Origin of the sequence: Bradyrhizobium sp. USDA 223, from assembly GCF_044909005.1 — a bacterium.
GTDB lineage: Bacteria > Pseudomonadota > Alphaproteobacteria > Rhizobiales > Xanthobacteraceae > Bradyrhizobium > Bradyrhizobium yuanmingense.
Map to the genome: position 1 here is coordinate 1,221,561 of NZ_JBIYDR010000001.1, position 23,445 is coordinate 1,245,005.

Consider the following 23,445-nt stretch of genomic DNA (forward strand, 5'->3'; position numbering starts at 1 on the left):
CAGCGCTCGGGGAGCGACGATGAGCGAACGTAAGCCAGTCGTGCTGGTGACGGGAGCGAGCGGCTTCATCGGCCGTCATCTCGGGCAGGCGCTGGCGTGCGAGGGATGGTCGGTCCGCCCCGTGGTCCGCAAGCGTCAGGGCATCGACGGCGAGGTCGTGATCGAATCGATCGGCCCCGACACCGATTGGCGGGCCGCGCTCGAGGGGGTGGAGGCGGTCGTCCACCTTGCCGCGCGCGTGCATCACAGGCGCGAGGAGCATGCAGCCCAGCTCTACCAGGACGTCAACACCGCCGGCACCGTGCACCTGGCGCGCGCTGCGGCGAAGGCGGGCGTGCGCCATTTCATCTTCATCAGCACCGTGCTGGTGCATGGCCGCAGCAACGAGGGCAGGGCCCCGTTCAGCGAGACCGACGTCCCGACGCCGCGCGGCCTCTACGGTACGTCCAAGGCCGCGGCCGAGGCGGGCCTGAGGACGCTCGCGCGCGACAGCGACATGAAGTTCTCTGTGATCAGGCCGCCCATGGTCTATGGCGCAAGAGCCAAAGGAAGTTTCGCCCTGTTGACGCGCGCGATGAACCTTGGGGTGCCGTTGCCGTTCGCCGCGATCCGCAATCGCCGCGCCTTCCTTGCCGTGCAGAACCTGTCGTCCTTCATCCTGCACCGGCTCGCTCATCCAGATGCGGCCGGCCATTTCGAGATATTCCTGCTCGCCGACAGCGAGCAGTTCTCGACGCCCGAATTCATCGCGCGTCTGGCGAAGGCGTCCGGCAAGCGCCCGCGACTGTTCGGCGTGCCGCCGGGCCTGCTCAGCGCGCTTTTCCGAATGATCGGCCGGCAGGACATGCATGATAGCCTGATCGGCTCGCTCGAGCTCGACGTCTCCAAGGCGCTCGCGACGGGCTGGCGGCCGGAGGTTTCGCTCGACGAGGGGCTGCGGCTCGCCGTGTCGGCTCAGGACGCCTGAGGGCGGGAGAAGCGGCGCAGCAGGAGGGCGACCGCGATCGCGCCGGCGATCAGCGCGGGCAGCGTGACGGCCACCGTCGCGGCGCGAACGGCGAGGATCGCCAGCCCTGCGAGCACGAGGTTAAGCAGGAAGACTTCGCCGCTCACCCGGGACACCGAGAAACCGTTGTCGGTCGCGCGCTGATAGAAATGCGAACGGTGCGCCGACCAGAACGGCTCGCGGCGCGCGATGCGCCGAAACAGTGTGATGGTGGCATCGGCGAGGTAGTAGGCCGGCAGCAGCAGCGCCGCAGCCGCTTGTCCATGCCAGGCGAGCTCAAGCAGGCACCAGCCGAGCAGGAGGCCGATCGGCAGGCTGCCGACATCGCCCAGGAAGACTTTTGCGACAGGACGGTTGAACGGCGCGAAGCCGAGCATGGCGCCGCACAGCGCGGTGGCGATCAGCACGGCCGGCCATGGGAGATCCCCGAGCATTCCCAGCAGCAGCAGCGCAGCGGTGACCGGAACGACTTCCGCCACCGTCATCAGGTCGAGCCCGTCCATGAAGTTGACGAGGTTCACGAACCAGACGCCGGCAAGGACGATGAGGCCGCGCTCCAGCGCGAGCGGCAGCGCCGGCAGGATGCGCGCGGTGTCGGGGGCGGTGAACACCACGGCGCCGACGCAGGCGGCCTGCAGCACCAGGCGCACCAGCACGGGCAGCGACACGATGTCGTCGACGAAGCCGACCAGCGCGATCACGATTGTCGCAGCGACCAGCGCCGGCGGGATCGCGACATTGGCGGAGATCCCCCACAGCGAGGCAACGATCAGCGTCGCGGCGATCACCGCGATGCCGGCGCCCTGCGGGGTCGGGACGCGATGGGAGGACCGCGCGTTCGGCCGCGCCAGCGCGTAGCGCTGCAGCAGGGGGCGGCTGGTCCAGGTCACCAGCGCCGAGATCAGCGCGGCGGCCGCAACGGCAAGCAGCAGGACCGCGCCGGCGAGCGCATCGGCAGCCGAATTCACTCCGGCACTCCGATCGCGGCCGACCCTTGCGCGGCTTTCTCGGCGCTGAGGATCCAGACCAGGCCGCCGACCGCCCCGACCAGGAAGAACACGGCGCCGAACAGCAGCGAGACGTTGACGCCCTCGTTGGCGGAAAGTCCCGCGAAGCCGAACGCAAGGCTCATCGTGGCCTCACGCACGCCCCAGCCGGCGATCGAGATCGGCATCATCGTGATCAGCATCACCGGCGGCACGAGCAGAAAGACATCGCTGAAGCGAACCGGCGCCCCAATCGACTGCACGACGCACCAGGCGATGACGACGGCGAGCACGTGAACGAGGATCGACAGGATCGCGACGATGGCGCCGCTTGTGCCGCCGAAGATCACGCGGTTGGCGATGACGGCGCAGGCGTGGATGTGATGCGTTGCCCACCAGGTCTTCAGCCAGCGCCATTTCAGCGCGCCGAAGATCAGGAAGCCGAGGCCGCCGGCGAGCGCCAGGAGGTCGATGAGCAGCAGCGCCGAGCGACCGTGCGGATCGGTGATGAGGGTGTAGCTCCAGGGCAGGCTGGCGACGATCAAGATCGCGAGCGCGATCAGGCCAATGGCGCGGTCGACAAAGATCGAGTAGGTCGCCGTGCGCCAGCCGGCGCCGGCGCGGGCGACCAGCCACAGGCGCACCGCATCGCCGCCGATCGCCGACGGCAGCGTCTGGTTGAAGAACGAGCCGATCACGTTGTATCGCATGGCGCGGCCGAGCTCGAGCGGCGCGCCGCAGGCGGCGCTGATCTCGCGCCAGCGCAGCACGCCGACGAAGATCTGCAGGAACGTGACCGCGATCGCCACACCGAGCCAGAACAGGCTGGTCAGGGTGAATCGGGAAAACAGCTCGGACAGGTCGACCTTGCGCAGCGCCAGATAGAGCAGCGCCGCGGAAATCAGAATCTTGGCCGTCGACAACAGGATTCGGCGCATCTCGTCCGCATGAACAGGGTTTGCTAAGATTGGAGGCAACCCGACGCGAGGCGCCGAATTCGGCCGCTTTGGTATGGTTTTGGCGCCGATCTTGCAATAGCCGTCGTTAAGGACGCCATGAGGAGACCGCGTGAAGGAGCGGGGAACCTATTGCGACCCCGTCGAGGTGGCGGCTAGACAGGATCGGGCGAGGGATCACCCAGGGAACAGGATGACGGATCAGGCGATTTTGGTCACGGGTGCGGCCGGCTTCATCGGCTTCCACGTCGCCCGGCAGCTCCTGGGCGAAGGTCGCGCCGTCGTCGGGCTCGACAATCTCAACAGCTATTACGATCCGGCGCTGAAGAAAGCGCGCCTTGCTCTGCTCCGGGATCAGCCGCGCTTTTCGTTCGTCGAGGCCGATCTCGCCGACCGCAAGACCATGGCGGCGCTGTTCGCGCAACATCGTTTTGCCAAAGTCGTGCATCTGGCCGCGCAGGCCGGCGTGCGCTACTCGATCGAGCAGCCGCAGACCTACGCCGATTCCAATCTCGTCGGCTTTCTCAACGTGCTGGAGGGCTGCCGCAACAATGGCTGCGGTCATCTGGTCTACGCCTCGTCATCCTCCGTTTACGGCGCCAACACAAAACTGCCATTTGCGGTTGCGGACCGCACCGACCATCCGGTCAGCTTCTACGCCGCGACCAAGAAGGCGAACGAGGTGATGGCGCAGTCCTACAGCCATCTCTATCGCCTACCGGTCACGGGGCTGCGGTTCTTCACCATCTACGGGCCATGGGGCCGCCCCGACATGGCCATGTTTCTGTTCGCGAGCGCCATCATGGCCGGCAAGCCGATCCGGCTCTTCAACCATGGCAAAATGCGCCGCGATTTCACCTATATCGACGATGTGACGCGCGTCGTGTCCAAGCTGATCGATCTCGTGCCTGCGGACGATCCGGCTGCCGCAAATGCGCCGTCAAAGCTCTACAATGTCGGCAATCATCATCCGGAGGAACTGATGCACGTCGTCGGTCTTCTGGAGCGGGAGCTGGGCCGGACGGCGATCAAAGAATTGCTGCCGATGCAGCCGGGAGATGTGCTGGAAACGTTCGCGGATGTCGAGGATCTCTCGCGCGACACCGGCTTTGCACCGTCAACGCCGATCGAGCATGGGGTTCATAACTTCGTCACCTGGTATCGGGACCATTTCAAGGTTTGAGATCACGATGGACAAACGCATAATCCCCCTGATCATGTGCGGCGGTGCCGGCACGCGGCTGTGGCCCGCCTCGCGCGAGGTTCGGCCCAAGCAGTTCCTGCCGCTGTTCGGCACGCGCTCGACGTTCCAGGACACGCTGCTGCGCGTGTCCGATCCCTCTTTGTTCGACCGGCCGATCGTCATCACCAACGCCTCCTACCGCTTCATGGTGCTGGAGCAGCTCGCCGAGATCGGCATCGAGGCCGACGTGATCCTCGAGCCGATGCGGCGCGATTCCGGCCCTGCGATCGCCGCCGGCGCGGTATTCGCGCAGAACCGCGCCAGCGAGGCGATCGTGCTCGCGCTCGCCGCCGATCACGTCGTGCAGGATAATGCCGCCTTCGTCGCCGCCTGTCGCGAGGGCCTCACCGCCGCGAATGCCGGGCGCATCGTCACCTTCGGCGTCAAGCCGGAGCGGCCGGCGACCGAATATGGCTACATCAATCCGGGCGAGGTGATCGCGGGCGAGGTGCAGGCGGTTGCGCGCTTCGTCGAGAAGCCGGATGCGGTGAAGGCCTCCGACTACGTCAATTCGGGCTATCTCTGGAACAGCGGCAACTTCATGTTCCCGGCGAGCGTGCTGCTGGACGAATATCGCAAGGTCGATGCGGCAAGCGTCGAGGCCGTCACCAATGCAGTCAACAATGCCGGCCGCGATCTCGGCTTCGTCACGCTGGAGCCCGAGGCGTTCGGCGCGGCCAAGGCGATCTCGATCGACTATGCGGTGATGGAGAAGACCTCGCGCGCCGCCGTCGTGCCGGTGTCGTGCGGCTGGTCCGACGTCGGCTCCTGGCATGCGGTATGGGAGCTGTCGGAGAAGGACGCGCAGGGCAATGCCGCGCACGGCACCGCCGTGTTCGAGGATTCCCGCAACTGCAACGTCACCACGGATTCCGCGCTGGTCGCGCTCGAAGGCGTCGACGATCTCGTCGTGGTCGCGACCGCGGACGCGGTGCTGGTCTCGCGGCAGAAGGATGCCAACGGGCTGAAGCGCCTGGTGACGAAATTGAAATCGGTCGCGCCGAAGGTCACCGAGGAGCATCTCAAGGTGCACCGGCCCTGGGGCAGCTATCAATCCGTCGACAATGGCGAGCGCCACCAGGTCAAGCGCATCGTGGTGAAGCCGGGCGGGCGGCTGTCGCTGCAGAAGCACCATCATCGTGCCGAGCACTGGATCGTGGTCCGCGGCACGGCGCAGGTGACCGTCAACGAGACGGTGAAGACGGTGCATGAGAACGAGTCGATCTACATCCCGATGGGCGCCGTCCACCGGATGGAGAATCCCGGCAAGATCCAGCTGGAGCTGATCGAGGTCCAGACTGGAAGCTATCTGGGGGAAGACGACATCATCCGGATTGAAGACGACTATCAAAGGTCGTAACCAGCAAACTCCGAATCACGCGACCCGGGCCGAGAAGCGGTATCTTTTTCGGCCTAAGGCCCGGGGAACGTGTAACTTTTTGAATCAAATCGTGTCCGGCCCGTCAGGGCGGCATTCGCCACAAATGTGGCGTCCGTGCTAGAAGCGGCCCGGGGATTTGCGTTGAATCGGGGTTTGCTCAGATGACTTCCAAAGGGTCTGCACCGGCAAAGGCCGGCTTGCGCGTCGGTGTCATTGGCGCCGGCGTGATGGGCAGCAACCATGCGCGCGTGCTGAGCGGCCTGCCCGGCGTCAGCCTCGTCGGCGTCGTCGATCCCTCGCCGGCGCATCGTGCGCGGGCCACGGAGCTCGCCAATTGCGAAAGCTTCGAGACGCTTGACCAACTGCTCAGCGCCGGTGTCGATGCCGTCACCATCGCAGCGCCGACCCATCTGCATCACGAGGTCGCGCTCGCCTGCATCGCCAAGAACATCCACGTGCTGGTCGAGAAGCCGATCGCATCCACGGTGGCAGAGGGCCGCGAGATCGTCGCCGCCGCGCATAAGGCGGGCGTGACGCTGATGATCGGCCATGTCGAGCGCTTCAATCCGGCGGTCGCCGCGGTCAAGCAGGCGATCGCGGGCGAGGACATTCTCTCCATCGCGATCACCCGCGTCGGCCCGTTCCCGCCGCGCATGTCCAATGTCGGCGTCGTCATCGACCTTGCCGTGCACGACATCGATTTGATCCGCTGGTTCACCGAATCCGACATCGTCGAGGTGCAGCCGCAATTGTCGAGCGCGGTCGCCGAGCGCGAGGACATCGCGCTCTTGCAATTCCGCACCGAGAGCGGCGTGCTCGCCCACATCAACACCAACTGGCTGACGCCGTTCAAGGCGCGCAGCGTCACGGTCGCAACGCGCGGCAAATACGTGATGGGCGATCTCTTGACGCGCCAGGTCACCGAATGCTTCGGCTTCAAGCCGGACGGCAGCTACTCGATGCGGCATCTGCCGGTCGGCCATGACGAGCCGCTCCGCGCCGAGCTGATCGCGTTCCTCAAGGCGGTGCGCAACGGCGAGACGCCGGCGGTGACGGGCGACGAGGGCGTCGCCAGCCTCGAGATCGCCACGCAATGCCTGGAGACGCCCTCGCGTCCTGCGGCGACGTCACCTGCGCGCAAGGGGCCACGCCGCGTCGCCGGCTGATCTCTTCCATGTCGACCGCTCAAACGTCACAAGGCGCCAAGAATCAGGTCATGAACCAGCACTTACGTTCCGAACCCATTCCCTTCATCGACGTCGCCTCGCAGCGCCGCCGGCTCGGCGCCTCGCTCGATGCGGCCGTGAAGCGCGTGATGGACCATTGCCAATTCGTCAACGGCCCCGAAGTCTTCGAGCTCGAGAAGCAGCTTGCGGCCTACTCAGGCGCCAAGCACGTGATTGGCTGCGCCAGCGGCACCGACGCCATTCTGATGGTGATGATGGCCAGGAATGTCGGGCCCGGCGATGCCGTGCTGTGTCCGTCCTTCACCTTCATCGCGACGGCCTCGCCGGTGGCGCGGACCGGCGCGACGCCTGTCTATGTCGACGTCGACGAGACAACCTTCAACATGAGCCCGGAATCGCTCAAGCGCGGCATCGCCACCGCTCGCAAGGCCGGCCTCAAGCCCGTCGCGGTGATTCCGGTCGATTTGTTCGGCCAGCCCGCCGATCACGACGCCATCGCCGAGATCGCCAGGGCCGAAGGCCTGTTCGTGCTCGACGACGCCGCGCAAGGCTTTGGCGCGAGCTACAAGGGGCGCAAGCTCGGCACGCTTGGGCACGCGACCGCGACCAGCTTCTTCCCGGCAAAGCCGCTCGGCTGCTTCGGCGACGGCGGAGCGATCTTCACCGATGACGACGAGCTCGCCGCGACCTTGCGCAGCATCCGCGTGCACGGGCAGGGCGTCGACAAATACGACAACGTCCGCCTCGGCCTCACCGGCCGGCTCGACACCATGCAGGCCGCGGTCCTGATCGAGAAGCTGAAGATTTTTGACGATGAGATCGCCGCCCGCAACAAGGTCGCGGAGCGCTATGCGCGCGGCCTGTCCAATGTCGTCACCGTGCCGCGCCTCGCGCCCGGCAATACCTCGGTCTGGGCGCAGTACACGATCCGCCTGCCTGAAGGTACCGACCGCGACGGTTTCGCTGCCGCGCTAAAAGCCCAGGGCGTGCCGACCGCGATCTATTACGGCAAGTCGATGCACCAGCAGACCGCCTACAAACAGTACCCGGTCGCCGAGGGCGGATTGCCGGGTTGCGAGAGCCTGTCGCAGGACGTCATCAGCCTGCCGATGCATGCCTATTTGACCGAAGCTGACCAGGAACGAATCATCGCCGCCGTCAGCGGCGCGCTGGCGGGGTGAGTTCTTCACCTCTCCCGCTTGCGGGAGAGGTCGGATCGCATCGCAGATGCGATCCGGGTGAGGGGGTTACGGCCCCACGGAATGCTGCGGCCCCTCACCCGGATTGCTGCGCAATCCGACCTCTCCCCGCCGGGGAGAGGTGGACACACCGAGCGAGCCTCTTTTTTGATCCCGCCATCGTTCAAAGCCTTATCGGCTGCCCGATAAGCCTCTAGAAGAGTCCGCATGCTCGGACGCATCTTCACGGTCGGTGGCTACACGCTGCTCTCGCGGCTGACGGGGTTTGCCCGCGACATCATGCTCGCGGCGATCCTGGGCGCCGGTCCGGTGGCCGATGCCTTTTTCGTGGCGCTGCGGCTGCCCAACCATTTCCGCGCGATCTTCGCCGAGGGCGCCTTCAACGCCGCCTGGGTGCCGGCCTATGCCCATGTCCATGGCGAGAAGGGGGAGGCGGCGGCAAAGCTATTCGCCGATCGCATCTTCACGCTGCTTTTGGCCTCGCAGGTGATGCTGCTGATCGCGGCCTGGCTGTTCATGCCGCAGGCCATGAGCATCTTGGCGCCAGGCTTCGGTGAGGATGCCGAGCAGCGCAAGCTCGCGATCGAGCTGACCCGGATCACCTTTCCCTATCTGCTCTTGATCACGCTGGTGACGCTCTATGGCGGCATGCTCAACGTGATGCAGCGCTTTGCCAGCGCCGCGGCCGCCTCGATCTTCCTCAACGTCGCCATGATGATGACGCTGGCGGTTGCCGTCTGGTTTCCGACCGCGGGCCATGCCGCGGCCTGGGGCGTGCTGATCTCCGGCTTCCTGCAATATTTCCTGCTCGCAGGCGATCTCGCCCGCCATGGCGGCCTGCCGCGCTTTGCGCCCTTGAAGCTTGATGAGGACGTCCGTGGTTTCTTCAAGGCACTGGGGCCGGCGACATTGGGCTCGATGGGAACGCAGGTCGCGCTGTTCGCCGACACCATCATCGCGACCTTCCTGCCCGCCGGCGCGCTGTCGGCGCTCTATTACGCCGACCGGCTCAACCAGCTCCCGATCGGCGTCATCGGCATCGCCATCGGCACCGTGCTGCTGCCGGAGATGTCGCGGCGGATCACTGCAAACGACCACGATGGCGCGCTGAGGGCGCAGCGCCGCGCCTTCGATTTCACGCTGCTGTTCTCGATCCCGTTCGTCGCGGGCTTCCTCACCGTGCCCGATGCGATCATGCGCGCGCTGTTCGCGCGCGGTGCGTTCTCCAAGGCCGATGCAGCGGCCGCCGGTGCGACTCTCGCGGCCTATGCCATTGGCCTCATCCCGTTCGTGCTGATCCGCAGCGCGGTTGCGACCTTCTATGCCCGCAAGGACACCGCAACGCCAGTGCGGGCGTCGCTGACTGGTATCGCGGTCAATGTCGCGCTGAAGGTCGCCTTAATGGGATCGCTGGCCCAGATCGGCCTCGCTCTGGCCACCGCCGTCGGCGTCTGGACCAATCTGCTCCTCGTGCTGTACTTCGCCGTGCGGCGCGGCTTTCTCGTGCTCGATCGCGGCTGGCTGTTGTCGCTCGCCAAATTTCTGCTGGCCGGATTGATCCTCGCCGCCGCGTTCTGGCTGATTGCGCACTTCAGCAGCCCTTGGCTGGGCGCGATGCACTTCCGGGATGAATTGATGCTGATCCTGCTCGCCGTCGGCGGCACGATCGTCTACGCGCTCGCGATCCTCGTGTTGTTCGGACGCAAGTGGCTGGTCTCGCTGGTGCGCGGCTAGTAAGCACGGCGTTCGCCTCCAGGCTGCAACCGGTACTCCCACATCTCTTGATTTTGCGCGGTTGCCGTGATATCAGCGCGTCATGATCAAATCGTCGCGCAAAGTCTCCCGCAATCACATCACCCGCTTCGGCTGGGCGGTGGGAGGAGTCGTGCGCTAGGATTTCGACGACATCTTTTCCACCAGGCCCCGCCGGCATCGGACGGGGCCTTTTCTTTGGCCACGCTCCCTGCCGGCTCAACAGCAGGAGCGTCCGATGCCACCACAACTGACGAACATTTCATCCGAGGCCGAGCACGATGCGGCGGTGCTTCGCCTCGACCAATCCATTGCGCTCGCGAAGCAGGCCATGGACGAGGTTCTGGCGGCAGCGGCTCGTCTCAACGTGTCCGTTGCAACGCCGGGCCAAGCCTTGTCGGGGAGAGAAGCTGCCGCAGCCGCGCCGGCGCAAAGCCTCCCGGGCCTGCTCAAGCGATATTGGTCTGCTTTTAGGAATTGTCGCCTGCACCCGCGGGGCAGTTTGCTGGATCTGAGCGACAGGGAGCTGATGGACATCGGCCTGACGCGCGCCGAGATCAACTATCTCGTACCTGGGCGGGCGATCGATGCGCTCAGAGATAGTACGAGGTATCTGTTGAGCCGCGGAATGTGAGTGATCGACGATCCTCACACCGACATATGACCTGCCGCGCGCGGGTTGAACTCGGCAAGGTCTGGCTCAATCCAGCCGTGCCGAGCCTCCCGCGAGAACAGCGCGTCGCGGCTCCAGAAACGTAAGAGTACGTCCTTTTCGATTGCCGGGGACGCCAGCACCGCGTTGCAGGCGGCGACAATGTCGTGGCGGCCGACCTCCGCAAGAATTGCTTCGATGATCATCAAGAAGGCCAGCGTAATCGTGTGGTGGTAGCCACGCACATCGTCGTTCACGCCGCCAGCGGCAACATTGTAGGCGCAGATCATCTCGGGGAGCTCGACCCGCCAGTCCCGAGTCGGATCAGTGGCGAGCAAGTAGCTCGTCACGATCAGATGTTCACGATGGCTGAAACGTGCCCCCGGAAGTGTACGCGCGAGGAAGCCCTCGCTCAGTTCGGCGACTTCTGCAGCATCCGTGCAGCTACGTCTGTTGCTCATGGAGGCGCCATATGTTACCTTGGTACCAAGGTAACATTCTGGTGCGGGAAAGGCAAATTGGGAATCGGTCGAACGGCCGCCCAGGCTCTGCCTGTGTGGCAACAGTCGTTTCGCGGTCAGAGCGTCGACCCCGCAGGCGTCCGGACGAAAGCAGGATTCACCTGATCTCTGAGGGACGCGAGTTGCAGGGCTGGAGACCGATGCCCGAGCAAGTCCGGCAATGGCATGATGCGATTAAACCCCGCCTTCCGATCGAGGTCACACATCATGAGTTCAGAAAGCCACGAGCATTCAGTCCAACGCGTACAGACGGGAGTTCGGATCGAGAAGCGCATTCTCAAGGTCGCGAAGGGCCTCGCCGAATACCTGGATATGAGCCTCGGTGATTTGCTGGAGGGCGTTCTCCTGCATTCGTTCGAAGGCAAGACTCCGTTCGAGCCTGCGACGCTGCAACGCATTTCGACGCTGAAGGATTTGTACGGGCTGACGCTCACGGCCTCCGATGCTCATCAGCTGTTTGAAGCTCGGGGTGAGCACGAGAACAGCTAAGTGTGAGCGCTTGGCTCTCGCCGTCAGCGTCACACATCACGCTGGGACCTGCCGAGCATCCCAGTGAGGCACGCGTGGCGCTTTTGAAGCTGCGACCCCTGCGCCCGGCTAAACCCGTTTGCGTTGCCAGTTTTTCCACGGCAATATGCCCACAAAACAACCATGAGAACGGGAAGATAACATGGCGGCTCCCATCAAGTTCGGCGTTGGCCAAAGCGTGCTGCGCAAGGAGGATGACGCGCTCATCCGCGGCAAGGGCCGCTATACCGACGATTACGCGCCGCAGGCCGCGCTCCGCTGCCTGGTGCTGCGCTCGCCGCATGCGCATGCCAAATACACCATCGATGCGAGCCGCGCGCGCGGCCTGCCGGGCATTGCGCTGATCCTGACGGCGGACGACGTCGGGGATCTCGGCAATCTGCCCTGCCTGTTCAACCTCGAGACCGATCCGTTCACCGGCCCGCCTTACCCGATCCTGGCCAAGGACGAGGTGCGCCATGTCGGCGACGCCGTCGCCTTCGTGGTCGCCGAGACCATCGACCAGGCTCGCGACGCGATCGAGGCGATCGAGGTCAAATGGTCGCCGCTGCCCGCGGTGACCGGCGTCGTCAACGCCGTGAAGAAAGGCGCAGCCTTGGTCTGGCCCGACAAGCCGGGCAACGTGCTGTTCGACGTCTCGATCGGCGACAAAGCGGCGACGGAAGCTGCCTTCGCGAAAGCGCATGCGGTGGCCGAAATCTCCATCGTCAATCCGCGCGTGGTTGCGAGCTTCTTGGAGACCCGCGCGGCGGTCTGCGAATACGATTCCAAGCGCGACCATCTGACGCTGACGGTCGGCAGCCAGGGCAGCCACCGCCTGCGCGACATCCTCTGCCAGAACGTGCTCAACATTCCCACCGACAAGATGCGGGTGATCTGCCCCGACGTCGGCGGCGGGTTCGGCACAAAACTGTTTCCGTATCGGGAATATGCCCTGATGGCGGTCGCTGCGCGCAAACTGAAGAAGGCGGTGAAGTGGGCGGCCGACCGCTCCGAGCATTTCATGGGCGATGCGCAGGGCCGCGACAACGTCACCACCGCCAAGATGGCGCTGGCTGAAGACGGCAAGTTCCTCGCGATGGATTGCGACCTCATGGGCGACATGGGCGCGTATCTGTCGACCTTCGGGCCCTACATCCCGCATGGCGGCGCCGGCATGCTGCCGGGCCTCTACGACATCCAGGCCTTCCATTGCCGGGTGCGCACGATCTTCACCCACAGCGTGCCGGTCGATGCTTATCGCGGCGCGGGCCGGCCCGAAGCCGCCTACGTCATCGAGCGCCTCGTCGATGCCTGCGCGCGGAAACTCGACATGACGCCGGATGCCATCCGCCGCAAGAATTTCATCCCGCCGAAGGCGCTGCCCTACAAGACCGCAACCGGCAAGGTCTACGATTCCGGCGACTTCGCCGCGCACCTGAAGCGCGCGATGGAGATCGCGGAATGGAAAGAATTTCCCAAGCGCGCCAAGGTGGCCAAGAAGGGCGGCCTCATCCGCGGCATCGGGCTTGCGAGCTACGTCGAGATTTGCGGCGTGATGGGTGAAGAGACGGCCAACGTACGTCTCGATGCCAATGGCGACGTCACGGTGCTGATCGGCACGCAATCGAGCGGGCAGGGCCATCAGACCGCCTATGCGCAGATCGTCGCCGAGCAGTTCGGCGTCACGCCCGAGCGCGTGCATGTTCGCCAGGGCGACACCGACGAGATCGCAACCGGCCTCGGCACCGGCGGCTCGGCCTCGATCCCCTCCGGCGGCGTCAGTGTCGAACGCGCCACGCGCGAACTCGGTTCGAGGCTGAAGGAGATCGCGGCGCAGGCGCTGGAAGCCAGCGCGGGCGACCTCGAAATCTCCGAAGGCGTGGTGCGGATCGCCGGCACCGACCGCTCGATCTCGTTTGCCGATCTCGCCAAGCGGCCCGGCGTCGATCCGTCGAAGCTGAACGGCAGCGCGACCTTTGCCAGCGCCGACGGCACTTATCCCAACGGCACCCATATAGCGGAGGTCGAGATCGATCCGGCGACCGGCATCATCAAAATCGTCAACTACGTGATCGTCGACGATTTCGGCAAGACGCTCAATCCGCTGCTTCTGGCGGGCCAGGTCCATGGCGGCGCCATGCAGGGCATCGGCCAAGCCTTGATGGAGCAGGTTGTGTATGGACCGACCGACGGCCAGCTCATCACCGCAACCTTCATGGACTATGCGCTGCCGCGCGCGGCGGACGGGCCGGCCTTCGTGTTCGAGACCCACAACGTCCCCTGCAAGACCAATCCGATGGGCGTGAAGGGGGCCGGCGAGGCTGGCGCGATCGGCTCTTGTCCGGCCGTCGTCAACGCCATCGTCGATGCGCTCTGGCGCGAGTACAAGATCGACCACATCGACATGCCGGCAACGCCCGAGCGGGTGTGGGTTGCGATCAGCGAGCATCACCGCCGTCACAGCTTGTGAAGCCGCGCTTCCCGCGCGCACGGGAATAAACGCGCCGCGCGGGGTTCTACCCATGATGGGTCCCGGCTTCACCAGAAGCCGGTGACGTTTCATTCCCTGAACGTCTCGAGAGCCGGAGAAACGAACCAATGAAACGGACGATGATTGTCGCGGGCGCCTTCGTGCTGGGCGCGGGCGCCGTCATGGCGCAACAGGAGATTGCCGTCCAGCAGGACAATCTGATGCGAGCGATCGCCAAGAATCAGTACGGCGTCCTCCAGAAGATGAGCAAGGGCGATATTCCCTTCGACAAGAAAGCCGCCGATCAGGCCATCGCCGCCATCGAGGCCGATGTTGCCAAGATCGCCAAGACCTTCGAGATCAACCCTAAGCAGGATGTCGTCAACGCGACCTATGGCTCCTCGCCGAAGGTCTGGCAGAACAAGGCCGATTTCGATGCCAAGATCCCGCCGGTGCAGAAGGCGATCGCCGACGCCAAAGGCAAGATCACCGATGTCGCGGGTCTGAAGGCGGCCTACACGACGATCAACGACCGCTGCAATGATTGTCACGAAACCTATCGCGTGAAATTGAAATAGCGGGGCGGAGCTACCAAGGACTTCAGAAAGGGCGGTTGCGAAAGCAACCGCCCTTTTTCATGACCGCGGGCCCGCAGGAACTTCTGTCCGCAAGGCCTGACGGATTGCCGCGAGAGCGGCTATCTTTGTGCCAGCGGCCGTGCGCTCACACGAGTCTCCTCCCGGCATCCTCACGTCGGGTTTCCCAACGCGCGGCGAGCACCTCGATCAACAGCGAGACAGGCCATGGCAAAACCGTTCCCGTCCAAGACCCATATCGGCAATCATATGCTGCATCCGGAAACCTTGATGCTGACCTATGGCTATGATCCGCAATTGTCGGAGGGCGCCATCAAGCCGCCGGTGTTCCTGACCTCCACCTTCGTGTTCAAGACCGCCGAGGACGGGCAGGACTTCTTCGACTACGTCGCCGGCCGGCGCGAGCCGCCGGAAGGCATGGGCGCGGGCCTGGTCTATTCGCGCTTCAATCATCCCAACAGCGAGATCGTCGAGGACAGGCTCGCGATCTACGAGCGCACGGAGAGTTGCGCGCTGTTCTCGTCCGGCATGGCGGCCATCGCAACCACGATCCTGGCCTTTGTTCGCCCCGGTGATGTCATCCTGCACTCGCAGCCGCTCTATGGCGGGACGGAGACGCTGCTGACGAATACGCTCGCGCGCCTGTCGATCGGCGCTGTCGGCTTTGCCGACGGCATTGACGAGACGGCAGTCAAGCAGGCCTCGGAGGAGGCCATGGGCAAGGGGCGGGTGTCGATGATCCTGATCGAGACGCCCGCCAATCCGACCAACGGCCTCGTCGACATCGCAATGATCCGCCGCATCGCCGATTCCATCGGCAAGGCGCAGGGACACACGCCGGTCATCGCCTGCGACAACACGCTGCTCGGGCCGGTGTTTCAGCGGCCGATCGAGCACGGCGCGGACCTGTCGCTGTATTCGCTGACCAAGTATGTCGGCGGCCATTCCGACCTGATCGCGGGCGCCGCGCTCGGATCGAAGGCGATCATGAAGGGCATCAAGGCGCTGCGCGGCGCCATCGGCACCCAGCTCGATCCGCATTCCTGCTGGATGATCAACCGCTCGCTCGAGACGCTCAGCCTGCGGATGGAGAAGGCCGATGCGAATGCGCGGCTCGTGGCGGACTTCCTGCGCGATCACCCGAAGGTCGCCAGGGTGCACTACCTCGGTCATCACGAGCAGGGCTCGCTGTCCGGCCGCGTGTTCGCGCGGCAATGCCTGGGCGCGGGCTCGACGTTTTCGTTTGACATCGTCGGCGGCAAGGAGGCGGCGGTGAAATTCCTCAACGCGCTGCAGATCCTCAAGCTGGCGGTGAGCCTTGGCGGCACGGAATCGCTCGCAAGCCTGCCGGCGACGATGACCCATTCCGGCGTTCCCGCCGACATCCGCCAAAAGATCGGCGTGCTAGATTCCACGATCCGGCTGTCGATCGGCATCGAGAATCCGTCGGACCTGATCGCCGATCTCGCACAGGCGCTCAACGTGGCTTGAGCACGGTCAGAGTCGTAGCGTCGTAGCCCGGATGGAGCGCAGCGAAATCCGGGGACCTGTCCGCAACGCGCAGGGCTCCCGGATTGCACCAACGGGCGGCACTTTGCGCCGACCGTTGGCTCCATCCGGGCTACGAAGTTGCTTGGAATCGAAAAGGCCGGACGCTCCCTCCTTGCGTCCGGCCTTTCCGCGACGAAGCCCGCGTTTTCGCTTTACTTCGTCACCTGACCGCGGATCTCGCCGCCCGGGTTCGCGGCCGTGTGGATGTTGATGTAGTACTTGCCGCCGAGCAGATCGGCGGCCTGCGCGTCCGTGAGCGTGGCTTCGCCCTTGACCGGGCTCGAGGCTGCATTCGGGATCGGGACTGCGACGCCGGCGTTCTTGCCGGCTTCGGCAGGCCCGTGGAAATGTGCGGCGGTGGCGGGACCCGAGAGACCGGAATAAGTGACGGTCCAGGACAGCTTCTTGCTGGCAGCGTCGTAGTCCAGATCGGCCGTTCCGGTCGCGCTGCTGGTGTTGGCGGGGACTTCGGATTTGCCGTCCAGCGTCGCCTTCAGTTTCTCCGCGCCGGCCGGGGCGGCGAACGCAACGGCAGCTCCGAGTACCAGTGTGGCAAAAACGGCTTTGGTCATGGGTCTCTCCTGTTGACGCCTGATTGCTTTTCAAACAGTGCGTCATGCGGTTTATTCCGGCATTACAGCCGGACCGTCTAAAATATTCGTGTGTTGGATCGGGCGCGACATGACCCTTAAGTTCGCGCGTTCACGATGGAATGATCGAATGTTGCGACGAACGCTTTTTGCCGCCCTGATCGCCGCCGTCGCGGCGTTCGCCCTCTATTGGTGGTTGACCGCCCCGGCCGTGCTGGCCGTGCCGGCGCCGACACGCAACCTCGATGTCGCCAACGGGCAGGAGCTGTTCAACGCTGGCGGCTGTTCGTCCTGTCATGCCACCCCCAATCAGCCCGATCGCCTGCGGCTCGGCGGCGGGCTCGCGCTGGGCTCGCCGTTCGGGACGTTCTACGTCCCCAACATTTCCCCCGACCCGGCCTACGGGATCGGCCGCTGGAGCGAGGCCGATTTCGTCAACGCCGTGATGCGCGGCATATCGCCCGCGGGCACGCACTATTTCCCCGCGTTTCCCTACACGTCCTATCGTCTGGCCAGCGTCGACGACGTCCGCGATCTCTTTGCCTATCTGAAGACGCTTCCGCCGGTGTCCGGCACAGTGGGCGACCACGCACTGCCGTTTCCGTTCAACATCCGCCGCAATATCGGCATCTGGAAATTGCTGTTCATGGACACCGCGCCGTTCGTCGCGGACGCCGCGCGCTCGCCGCAATGGAATCGCGGAGCCTATCTCGTCAACGCTTTCGGCCATTGCGCCGAATGCCACAGCCCGCGCAATGCGCTCGGCGGCATCATCGCCGGCCAGCGCTTTGCCGGTGGGCCCAATCCGGAAGGGGAGGGCTGGGTGCCCAACATCACGCAGCAGGGCATCGGCAGCTGGAGCGAGAAGGATATCGCGGATTTTCTCGAGACCGGCGACATGCCCGAGGGCGACAGCGCTTCGGGTGCGATGCGGCCGGTGATCAAGAACCTTGCGCAACTGACCGCGGAAGACCGCGCCGCGATGGCCGCCTATCTGAAGTCGCTGCCGCCGGTGCAGGGACCGACACCGCCCAAGCGCAAGGAGGGCGGCTAGCGCTGCCGGCGCTTCGGCCGTTGTTTGCGCGTGATCTAAAGCGCGATGAGATTGGGATGAATCATCATCGCGCTTTAGGTTGTTGTTTACGCATGATCTTTCCGGAAAACCGCTTCGCACTTTTCCGGATCATGCTTTAGCCGGTGCCGAACGCCTTGAAGGTGATGATGGTGAGAGTGTCCTGGATGCCCGGCAGCACCTGCACCTTCTCATTCACGAAGTGGCCGATGTCGGTGTCCTTGTCGACGTAGAACTTCACCAGGAGGTCGTATTGGCCGGCCGTGGAGTAGATCTCGGAGGCGATCTCGGCTTCGGCAAGCGCATTGGCCACCGTATAGGACTGGCCGAGCTTGCACTTGATCTGAACGAAAAAAGGAACCATCGCGGGCACTCCGAAAGCGTATTCTTCCGGCTAATAGGCCAAAACCGGCTGGATTTAGCAAGCGAACTTGCTGGATCATTCGAGGCGCTTCGGGCGCGATGCTAGGATGGGACCGCTGCGGCGGCCAATGCATCCCTCAGCCGCTGGGCGAGCTCGACCTTGCGGTACGGCTTGGTCAGCACGACCGCTCGCGCCTGCGCGCGGCCCTGCTCGACCAGGGCCTCCAGCGCGTAGCCCGAGGTGAACAGGACCGGCAGGCCGGGACGCACACGCCGCGCCTGATCGGCGAGCTCCCAGCCGCTCATGCCGCCCGGCATCACGATATCGGTGAATAGCAAGTCGATGCCGGGATCGCCCTGCAACTGGTGCAAGGCATCCTTGCCGTTGACCGCAGCGACGACGCGATATCCGAGCGCTTCCACCCTGCGAATGACGGAGGAGCGGACGAACGGATCGTCCTCGACGATCAGGACCGTCTCGTAGCCTCGCGGCGCCGTGTCCTCGCCGTCGGGAAGATCGGCTTGCGACCTACCGGTGCTCGCGCGCGGCAGGTAGATCCTGGCCGTGGTCCCAAGGCCAGCCTCGCTGTAGATCGAGACATGGCCGCCTGATTGCTTGGCAAAGCCGTAGACCATGCTGAGGCCGAGGCCCGAGCCCTTGCCGACCTCCTTGGTGGTGAAGAACGGCTCGAACGCGCGTACGGCGACCTCGGGCGTCATGCCTTCGCCGTCATCGGTGACCGCGATCAGGACGTAGCTGCCGGGCGCGACCTCCCGGTGAACGGCACCGTCATCATCTTCGATCGTGACCAGCTCCGTGGCCAGCGTGAGGTGGCCTCCCGATGGCATGGCATCCTGCGCGTTGAGCGCGAGATTGAGCACGGCGGATTCGAGCTGGGCGCGGTCGGCAAAGGCCAGGATCGTGCCGGGCCCGGAGGTCGTCCTGATCTCGATGTCTTCGCGCAAGGTGCGCTTGAGCAGCTTGAACATGGAATCGAGCAGGCTCCGGCAATCGATCGTCTGAGGCCGCAGCAATTGGCGGCGGCTGAAGGCGAGCAGGCGCTGCGTCAGCTCGGCGCCCCGTTCGCCCGATTGGCAGATGTCGTCGGCAAAGCGCCCGAGGTCGGGCCTCGCCTTGAGCTGCTCGCTCAGGTGCTCGGCATTGCCGATGATCACGGTCAGCAGGTTGTTGAAGTCGTGCGCGATGCCGCCGGAGAGCTGACCGACCGTCTCCATCTTCTGCGCCTGCTGAAGCTGCTGCTCGGTCAGCTTGCGCGCGGTGAGGTCGTGGACGATGCCGACGAAGATCAATTCGCCGTCCTGCCGCGCCTCGCCGACCGACAGGTCCATCGGAAACGTCGTGCCGTCCTTGCGCAGGCCGACGGCCTCGCCGCCGGTCGCGAAATGCCGCGCCTGGCGGTCGGGCGCCGCATCCGCCTCGGGCATCAGCATGCCGACGTTGCGGTTCATCACCTCGTCGGCACGGTAGCCGAACAAGCGCTCGCAGGCCGGATTGAACAGCAGGATCCGGTCCTCCGCATCGAGCAGGATGACGCCGTCGACCGCGGTCTCGACGATCGCTGTGAGGCGCGCCACGCTCTCGCGCATCGCGCGCTGGGCGTCGCGGACCTGCTGCAGCAGCAGCGCGGCGTCGCGGCTCTTGATTTCCTCCTCCTCGAGCGCGGCCTGGACCTGTCGCAGCTCGAACGGCGAGGGGATCGTCAGGATCTTCGGCAGCAGCGGCCAGAGCGCGGCGGCGGTGAAGACCGACGCGACCGCCGTGGCGGCCTTGACCATGCCCTCGATGCCATAGATCGGAACCCAGAGCGTGTAGATCGACAGCACGTGGGTCAGGCCGCACGCCATGATGAAGATCGCGAACGCCCAATAGACCCAGCCGAATTTGAGGTCGCGCCGCTTGGTGACGAGGATGGCGAGGGCGAACGGGATCGAGAAATAGGCGGCGGCAATGCTGGCGTCGGAAACGACGTGAAGCCAGATCAGCTCAGGCTCCCACAACAGGCAGATGCCGTGCGGCGACAGCATGGACGAGTCGAGGAGACGTTCGAAGAAGGCCCACATCGTTCCACCCCAAGGAGTCTTGTTCAGGTGGCTTGCGCGGCCGGGCGGCCCGCAACATGGGGGCGCCGGACGGTTCCACCACCTGACGTCTCGCGTCACCGGCGAAGCACGCTAAGGTACGCGACTATAGCAAGGGTCCGGCGCCGTTGCATTTTCAAGTCCGCACCATTGCGGGCCCTGGTCCGCGCGGTGTCCGACTGATTCGCAAGGTGCGCAATCGGTTCGCGAATCACGCCTGGCGGCGGCCCGGCGCGCTTGCTGACGTTCCACAGTCGCGCTACGAGAGGCCATGGCGGCCTCCTCAAACACATGTCTCCCGCGATGACGACCCCGGTCGCACTCACCATCGCCGGTTCCGATTCGAGCGGCGGCGCCGGCATCCAGGCGGACCTGAAGACCTTTGCCGCGCTCGGCGTCTATGGCGCCTCCGTGATCACGGCGCTGACGGCGCAGAACACGCGCGGCGTGACCGGCATTCACGCGGTGCCGGCCGGGTTCGTCACCGAGCAGATCGACGCGGTGTTCTCCGACCTCGACATCGGTGCGGTGAAGATCGGCATGGTGGCCCAGGCCGCCAGCATCGATGCCATCGCGGCCGCGCTGTCCCGCTGGGCGCCGCGGCATGTCGTGCTCGATCCCGTCATGGTGGCGACCTCCGGCGACCGCCTGCTCGCCGCGGAGGCCGTCGACGCCCTGCGCACCAGGCTGATGCCACTGGCTGCCGTGATCACGCCGAACCTGCCGGAGGCTGCGGCCCTGCTCGATGCGCCGGTGGCGGCGAGCGAGGCCGAGATCGAAAGCCAGGGACGCCGCCTGCTGGCGCTGGGCTGCCGCGCCGTCCTGATCAAGGGCGGGCACGGGGAGGGCGCCGAGAGCACCGACTATCTCGTCACTGCCGAGACCGCGATCGCGCTTGCCGCGCCGCGTGTGGCCACCCGCAACACCCATGGCACCGGCTGCTCGCTGTCCTCCGCCATCGCAGCGAGGCTGGCCAGGGGCGAGGACCTCGAGGCCGCCGTGCGCAACGCCAAGACCTGGATCAGCGCCGCGATCGCCGCCGCCGACCGCTTCAGCGTCGGCCACGGCCACGGGCCGATCCATCATTTCCACAAGTTCTACTGAGGCGGGCTTGCTTCGCCTCTCCCGCAAGCCAAGCGGGGAGGGAGCGCACCTACCCTGCGGCGCCATGTCGCCTGATTGTCGCATGCGACTGATATTCGCGGGGAGGGCGAGGCAAGGCGTGATTCGTATTTGAAAGTGCCTCAAGGGTTCAATCGGTCATCCCGCTGTCACGGGACATTGTTACAGGCTGGCGCATGGGAAGTTACGATGTGAGTGACGAGAGCCCGGAGCGGCGCTTTCGCACGTTGTTCATCTCCGACGTCCATCTCGGAGCCCGCGGTTCACAAGCCGATCTTCTGCTCGACTTCCTGCGCTACCATGATGCCGATACGATCTATCTCGTCGGCGACATCGTCGACGGCTGGGCGCTGAAATCGAGCTGGCACTGGCCACAATCGCATAACGACCTGGTCCAGAAGCTTTTGCGCAAGGCGCGCAAGGGCGCCAAGGTCATCTACATTCCCGGCAATCACGACGAGTTCCTGCGCAACTATTACGGCACGCATTTCGGCGGCATCGACGTGGTCGAGAACACGGTTCATACCGGCGCCGACGGCAAGCGCTATCTCGTCATTCACGGCGACATCTTCGATCTCGTGGTGCAGAACGCGCGCTGGCTCGCCCATCTCGGCGACAAGGCCTACGATTTTGCGATCCAGATGAACCGCCTGGTCAACTTCTTCCGCCGGCTGTTCGGCGTGCCCTATTGGTCGCTCTCGCAATGGGCCAAGCAGAAGGTCAAGAACGCCGTCAACTATATCGGCGCGTTCGAGCAGGCGCTCGCCGCCGAGGCGCGGCGTCACCAGGCCGACGGCGTGATCTGCGGCCACATCCACTACGCCGTGATCCGCGACGAGGGCGGCATCCGCTACATGAATTGCGGCGACTGGGTGGAGAGTTGCACCGCCCTGGTGGAGCATGACGACGGCCATTTCGAGATCATCACCTGGGCGGATCAGTTGCGGAAGCCGGAGCAGGTGCCACAGGTCGCAGCCAGAGCTGCATAACAAGGACCACTTGATGCGCATCCTGGTCGCGACCGACGCCTGGCACCCGCAAGTCAACGGTGTGGTTCGGACGCTGACCAAGCTCGCTGATGCTGCAAAAGCGCTCGGCGTCGAGTTCACGTTCCTGACGCCGCAATCGTTCCGCACCTTTGCGATGCCGAGCTATCGCGACGTGCGCCTCGCCATGCCGCGCCCGGCCCGGATCGCAAGGCTGATCGAGGAGGCGCGCCCGGACAGCATCCACATCGCGACCGAAGGGCCGATCGGCCTGATGGTCCGCCGCTATTGCCGCCAGCGCAAGCTGCCGTTCACGACCAGCTTCCATACCCGCTTTCCCGAATATGTCCGCGCCCGCGTGCCAGTGCCGGGCTCGCTGATCTGGCGGGCGCTGCGGCGCTTCCACAGCGCCAGCCGCGCCGTGATGGCGGCGACGCCGGCGCTCGCGCGCGAACTGACCGAGCGCGGCTTCGACAATGTCGTGCTGTGGCCGCGCGGCGTGGACACTACGTTGTTCCACCCGCGCGTCATCGATCTCTGCCTGCCGGCACCCGTGTTCCTGTCGGTCGGCCGCGTCGCAGTCGAGAAGAATCTCGAGGCGTTCCTGGACCTCGACCTACCCGGCACCAAGGTGGTCGTCGGCGACGGCCCGGCGCGCGCCTCGCTGGAAGAGGCCTACCCCGATGCGATCTTCCTCGGCGAGAAGCACGGCGAGGAACTGGCGGATATCTACGCGGCCGCCGACGTGTTCGTGTTCCCGAGCAAGACGGACACCTTCGGCCTGGTGCTGCTGGAGGCGCTCGCCAGCGGCCTGCCGGTCGCGGCCTTCCCTGTGAAGGGTCCCCGCGACGTGATTGGCGATGCGCCGGTCGGCGCGCTCGATCACGATCTGCGCAATGCCTGCTTCGCCGCGCTCGATATCTCCCGGCAGGACTGCGTCGCCTTTGCCGCCAATTACACCTGGGAGGCCTCGGCAACGGTCTTTATCGACAGCATTTTGGCGGTCGGGGCGGTGCTGCCCGGCCGGACCGCCGCGGAACAGCCGCGCCAAGTCGCCTAGAGCTATCTCGATCCGATGGATCGAAATAGCTCTAGATTCTTGTTTTGACGCGTTTTCTTCACGCGAACCGGGATCCACTTCGCTCGAAAACGCTATGGGGAAATCCTCTCGCGGAGGTGTCTTGCCCGGGCCTGATCGGCCG

General features: G+C 65.0%; 21 protein-coding genes. 15 read left to right on the forward strand and 6 right to left on the reverse strand.

Going from position 1 to position 23,445, the window contains the following annotated elements:
* Positions 1-19: 19 nt before the first annotated feature.
* Positions 20-967: an NAD-dependent epimerase/dehydratase family protein gene (locus ABIA40_RS05290; RefSeq protein ID WP_275511927.1), complete on the forward strand. Its 948-nt coding sequence runs from the start codon at positions 20-22 to the stop codon at positions 965-967.
* On the opposite strand, the gene ABIA40_RS05295 is transcribed toward ABIA40_RS05290, so the two are convergent.
* Both ABIA40_RS05295 and ABIA40_RS05300 read right to left on the reverse strand, forming a co-directional pair.
* Complete coding sequence (locus ABIA40_RS05295) at positions 955-1,974, reverse strand: glycosyltransferase family 4 protein (RefSeq protein ID WP_271537413.1); 1,020 nt, start codon at positions 1,972-1,974, stop codon at positions 955-957. The genes ABIA40_RS05290 and ABIA40_RS05295 overlap by 13 nt on opposite strands.
* Entirely contained in the window at positions 1,971-2,930 is a 960-nt protein-coding gene (locus ABIA40_RS05300; protein WP_157287992.1) for a lysylphosphatidylglycerol synthase transmembrane domain-containing protein, read from the reverse strand. Before ABIA40_RS05300 ends, ABIA40_RS05295 begins: the two co-directional genes overlap by 4 nt.
* A 211-nt stretch (positions 2,931-3,141) precedes the next feature.
* Here ABIA40_RS05300 and ABIA40_RS05305 point away from each other — a divergent pair, with 211 nt between their 5' ends.
* The 6 genes from ABIA40_RS05305 to ABIA40_RS05330 all read left to right on the forward strand — a co-directional run bounded on the left by ABIA40_RS05305 (position 3,142) and on the right by ABIA40_RS05330 (position 10,344).
* Positions 3,142-4,131 carry an SDR family NAD(P)-dependent oxidoreductase gene (locus ABIA40_RS05305; protein ID WP_271537419.1) on the forward strand — a complete coding sequence of 330 codons (990 nt, stop codon included), beginning with the start codon at positions 3,142-3,144 and terminating at the stop codon, positions 4,129-4,131.
* Positions 4,132-4,138: 7 nt separating this feature from the next.
* Positions 4,139-5,551 carry a mannose-1-phosphate guanylyltransferase/mannose-6-phosphate isomerase gene (locus ABIA40_RS05310; protein WP_404539639.1) on the forward strand — a complete coding sequence of 471 codons (1,413 nt, stop codon included), beginning with the start codon at positions 4,139-4,141 and terminating at the stop codon, positions 5,549-5,551.
* A 182-nt stretch (positions 5,552-5,733) separates the two neighbouring features.
* On the forward strand, positions 5,734-6,738 hold the full coding sequence (locus ABIA40_RS05315) for a Gfo/Idh/MocA family protein (RefSeq protein WP_404539641.1): 1,005 nt from the start codon (positions 5,734-5,736) through the stop codon (positions 6,736-6,738).
* Between the two features lie 50 nt (positions 6,739-6,788).
* Positions 6,789-7,940 carry a DegT/DnrJ/EryC1/StrS family aminotransferase gene (locus tag ABIA40_RS05320; RefSeq protein WP_404546170.1) on the forward strand — a complete coding sequence of 384 codons (1,152 nt, stop codon included), beginning with the start codon at positions 6,789-6,791 and terminating at the stop codon, positions 7,938-7,940.
* Positions 7,941-8,165: 225 nt separating this feature from the next.
* A complete protein-coding gene (murJ, locus tag ABIA40_RS05325) occupies positions 8,166-9,692 on the forward strand; it encodes a murein biosynthesis integral membrane protein MurJ (RefSeq protein ID WP_404539644.1) in 1,527 nt (508 codons plus the stop codon).
* Positions 9,693-9,948: 256 nt separating this feature from the next.
* Positions 9,949-10,344, forward strand: coding sequence for a DUF1127 domain-containing protein (locus tag ABIA40_RS05330; protein ID WP_404539646.1), 396 nt, complete (start codon positions 9,949-9,951; stop codon positions 10,342-10,344).
* A 14-nt stretch (positions 10,345-10,358) separates the two neighbouring features.
* On the opposite strand, the gene ABIA40_RS05335 is transcribed toward ABIA40_RS05330, so the two are convergent.
* Positions 10,359-10,823, reverse strand: coding sequence for a hypothetical protein (locus ABIA40_RS05335; RefSeq protein WP_275511921.1), 465 nt, complete (start codon positions 10,821-10,823; stop codon positions 10,359-10,361).
* Between the two features lie 267 nt (positions 10,824-11,090).
* Here ABIA40_RS05335 and ABIA40_RS05340 point away from each other — a divergent pair, with 267 nt between their 5' ends.
* The 4 genes from ABIA40_RS05340 (at position 11,091) to ABIA40_RS05355 (ending at position 15,950) form a co-directional block, all read left to right on the forward strand.
* Complete coding sequence (locus ABIA40_RS05340; protein ID WP_275511920.1) at positions 11,091-11,372, forward strand: hypothetical protein; 282 nt, start codon at positions 11,091-11,093, stop codon at positions 11,370-11,372.
* 181 nt (positions 11,373-11,553) lie between these two features.
* Positions 11,554-13,863, forward strand: a complete 2,310-nt coding sequence (locus tag ABIA40_RS05345; protein ID WP_404539650.1) for a xanthine dehydrogenase family protein molybdopterin-binding subunit — start codon at positions 11,554-11,556, stop codon at positions 13,861-13,863.
* A gap of 128 nt (positions 13,864-13,991) precedes the next feature.
* Positions 13,992-14,441 carry a cytochrome c gene (locus ABIA40_RS05350; protein WP_404539653.1) on the forward strand — a complete coding sequence of 150 codons (450 nt, stop codon included), beginning with the start codon at positions 13,992-13,994 and terminating at the stop codon, positions 14,439-14,441.
* Positions 14,442-14,666: 225 nt separating this feature from the next.
* Positions 14,667-15,950 carry a cystathionine gamma-synthase family protein gene (locus ABIA40_RS05355; protein ID WP_157280855.1) on the forward strand — a complete coding sequence of 428 codons (1,284 nt, stop codon included), beginning with the start codon at positions 14,667-14,669 and terminating at the stop codon, positions 15,948-15,950.
* 212 nt (positions 15,951-16,162) lie between these two features.
* Here ABIA40_RS05355 and ABIA40_RS05360 read toward each other — a convergent pair whose 3' ends face one another.
* Positions 16,163-16,582 carry a CHRD domain-containing protein gene (locus ABIA40_RS05360; RefSeq protein ID WP_157280854.1) on the reverse strand — a complete coding sequence of 140 codons (420 nt, stop codon included), beginning with the start codon at positions 16,580-16,582 and terminating at the stop codon, positions 16,163-16,165.
* Between the two features lie 148 nt (positions 16,583-16,730).
* On the opposite strand from ABIA40_RS05360, the gene ABIA40_RS05365 reads away from it, so the two are divergent.
* A complete protein-coding gene (locus ABIA40_RS05365; RefSeq protein WP_271537437.1) occupies positions 16,731-17,654 on the forward strand; it encodes a cytochrome c in 924 nt (307 codons plus the stop codon).
* A gap of 136 nt (positions 17,655-17,790) precedes the next feature.
* Here ABIA40_RS05365 and ABIA40_RS05370 read toward each other — a convergent pair whose 3' ends face one another.
* Complete coding sequence (locus ABIA40_RS05370; protein WP_018642903.1) at positions 17,791-18,036, reverse strand: Lrp/AsnC family transcriptional regulator; 246 nt, start codon at positions 18,034-18,036, stop codon at positions 17,791-17,793.
* 101 nt (positions 18,037-18,137) lie between these two features.
* A complete protein-coding gene (locus ABIA40_RS05375) occupies positions 18,138-20,117 on the reverse strand; it encodes a PAS domain S-box protein (RefSeq protein ID WP_404539658.1) in 1,980 nt (659 codons plus the stop codon).
* A 321-nt stretch (positions 20,118-20,438) separates the two neighbouring features.
* On the opposite strand from ABIA40_RS05375, the gene thiD reads away from it, so the two are divergent.
* From thiD to ABIA40_RS05390, 3 genes are all read left to right on the forward strand, one after another.
* Positions 20,439-21,239 carry a bifunctional hydroxymethylpyrimidine kinase/phosphomethylpyrimidine kinase gene (gene thiD, locus ABIA40_RS05380; protein WP_404539661.1) on the forward strand — a complete coding sequence of 267 codons (801 nt, stop codon included), beginning with the start codon at positions 20,439-20,441 and terminating at the stop codon, positions 21,237-21,239.
* Positions 21,240-21,433: 194 nt separating this feature from the next.
* The gene (locus tag ABIA40_RS05385) at positions 21,434-22,246 is read left to right on the forward strand and encodes a UDP-2,3-diacylglucosamine diphosphatase (protein ID WP_128264429.1); all 813 of its coding nucleotides are present in this window, start codon (positions 21,434-21,436) and stop codon (positions 22,244-22,246) included.
* Positions 22,247-22,259: 13 nt separating this feature from the next.
* The gene (locus ABIA40_RS05390; RefSeq protein ID WP_404539664.1) at positions 22,260-23,303 is read left to right on the forward strand and encodes a glycosyltransferase family 4 protein; all 1,044 of its coding nucleotides are present in this window, start codon (positions 22,260-22,262) and stop codon (positions 23,301-23,303) included.
* Positions 23,304-23,445 lie beyond the last annotated feature (142 nt).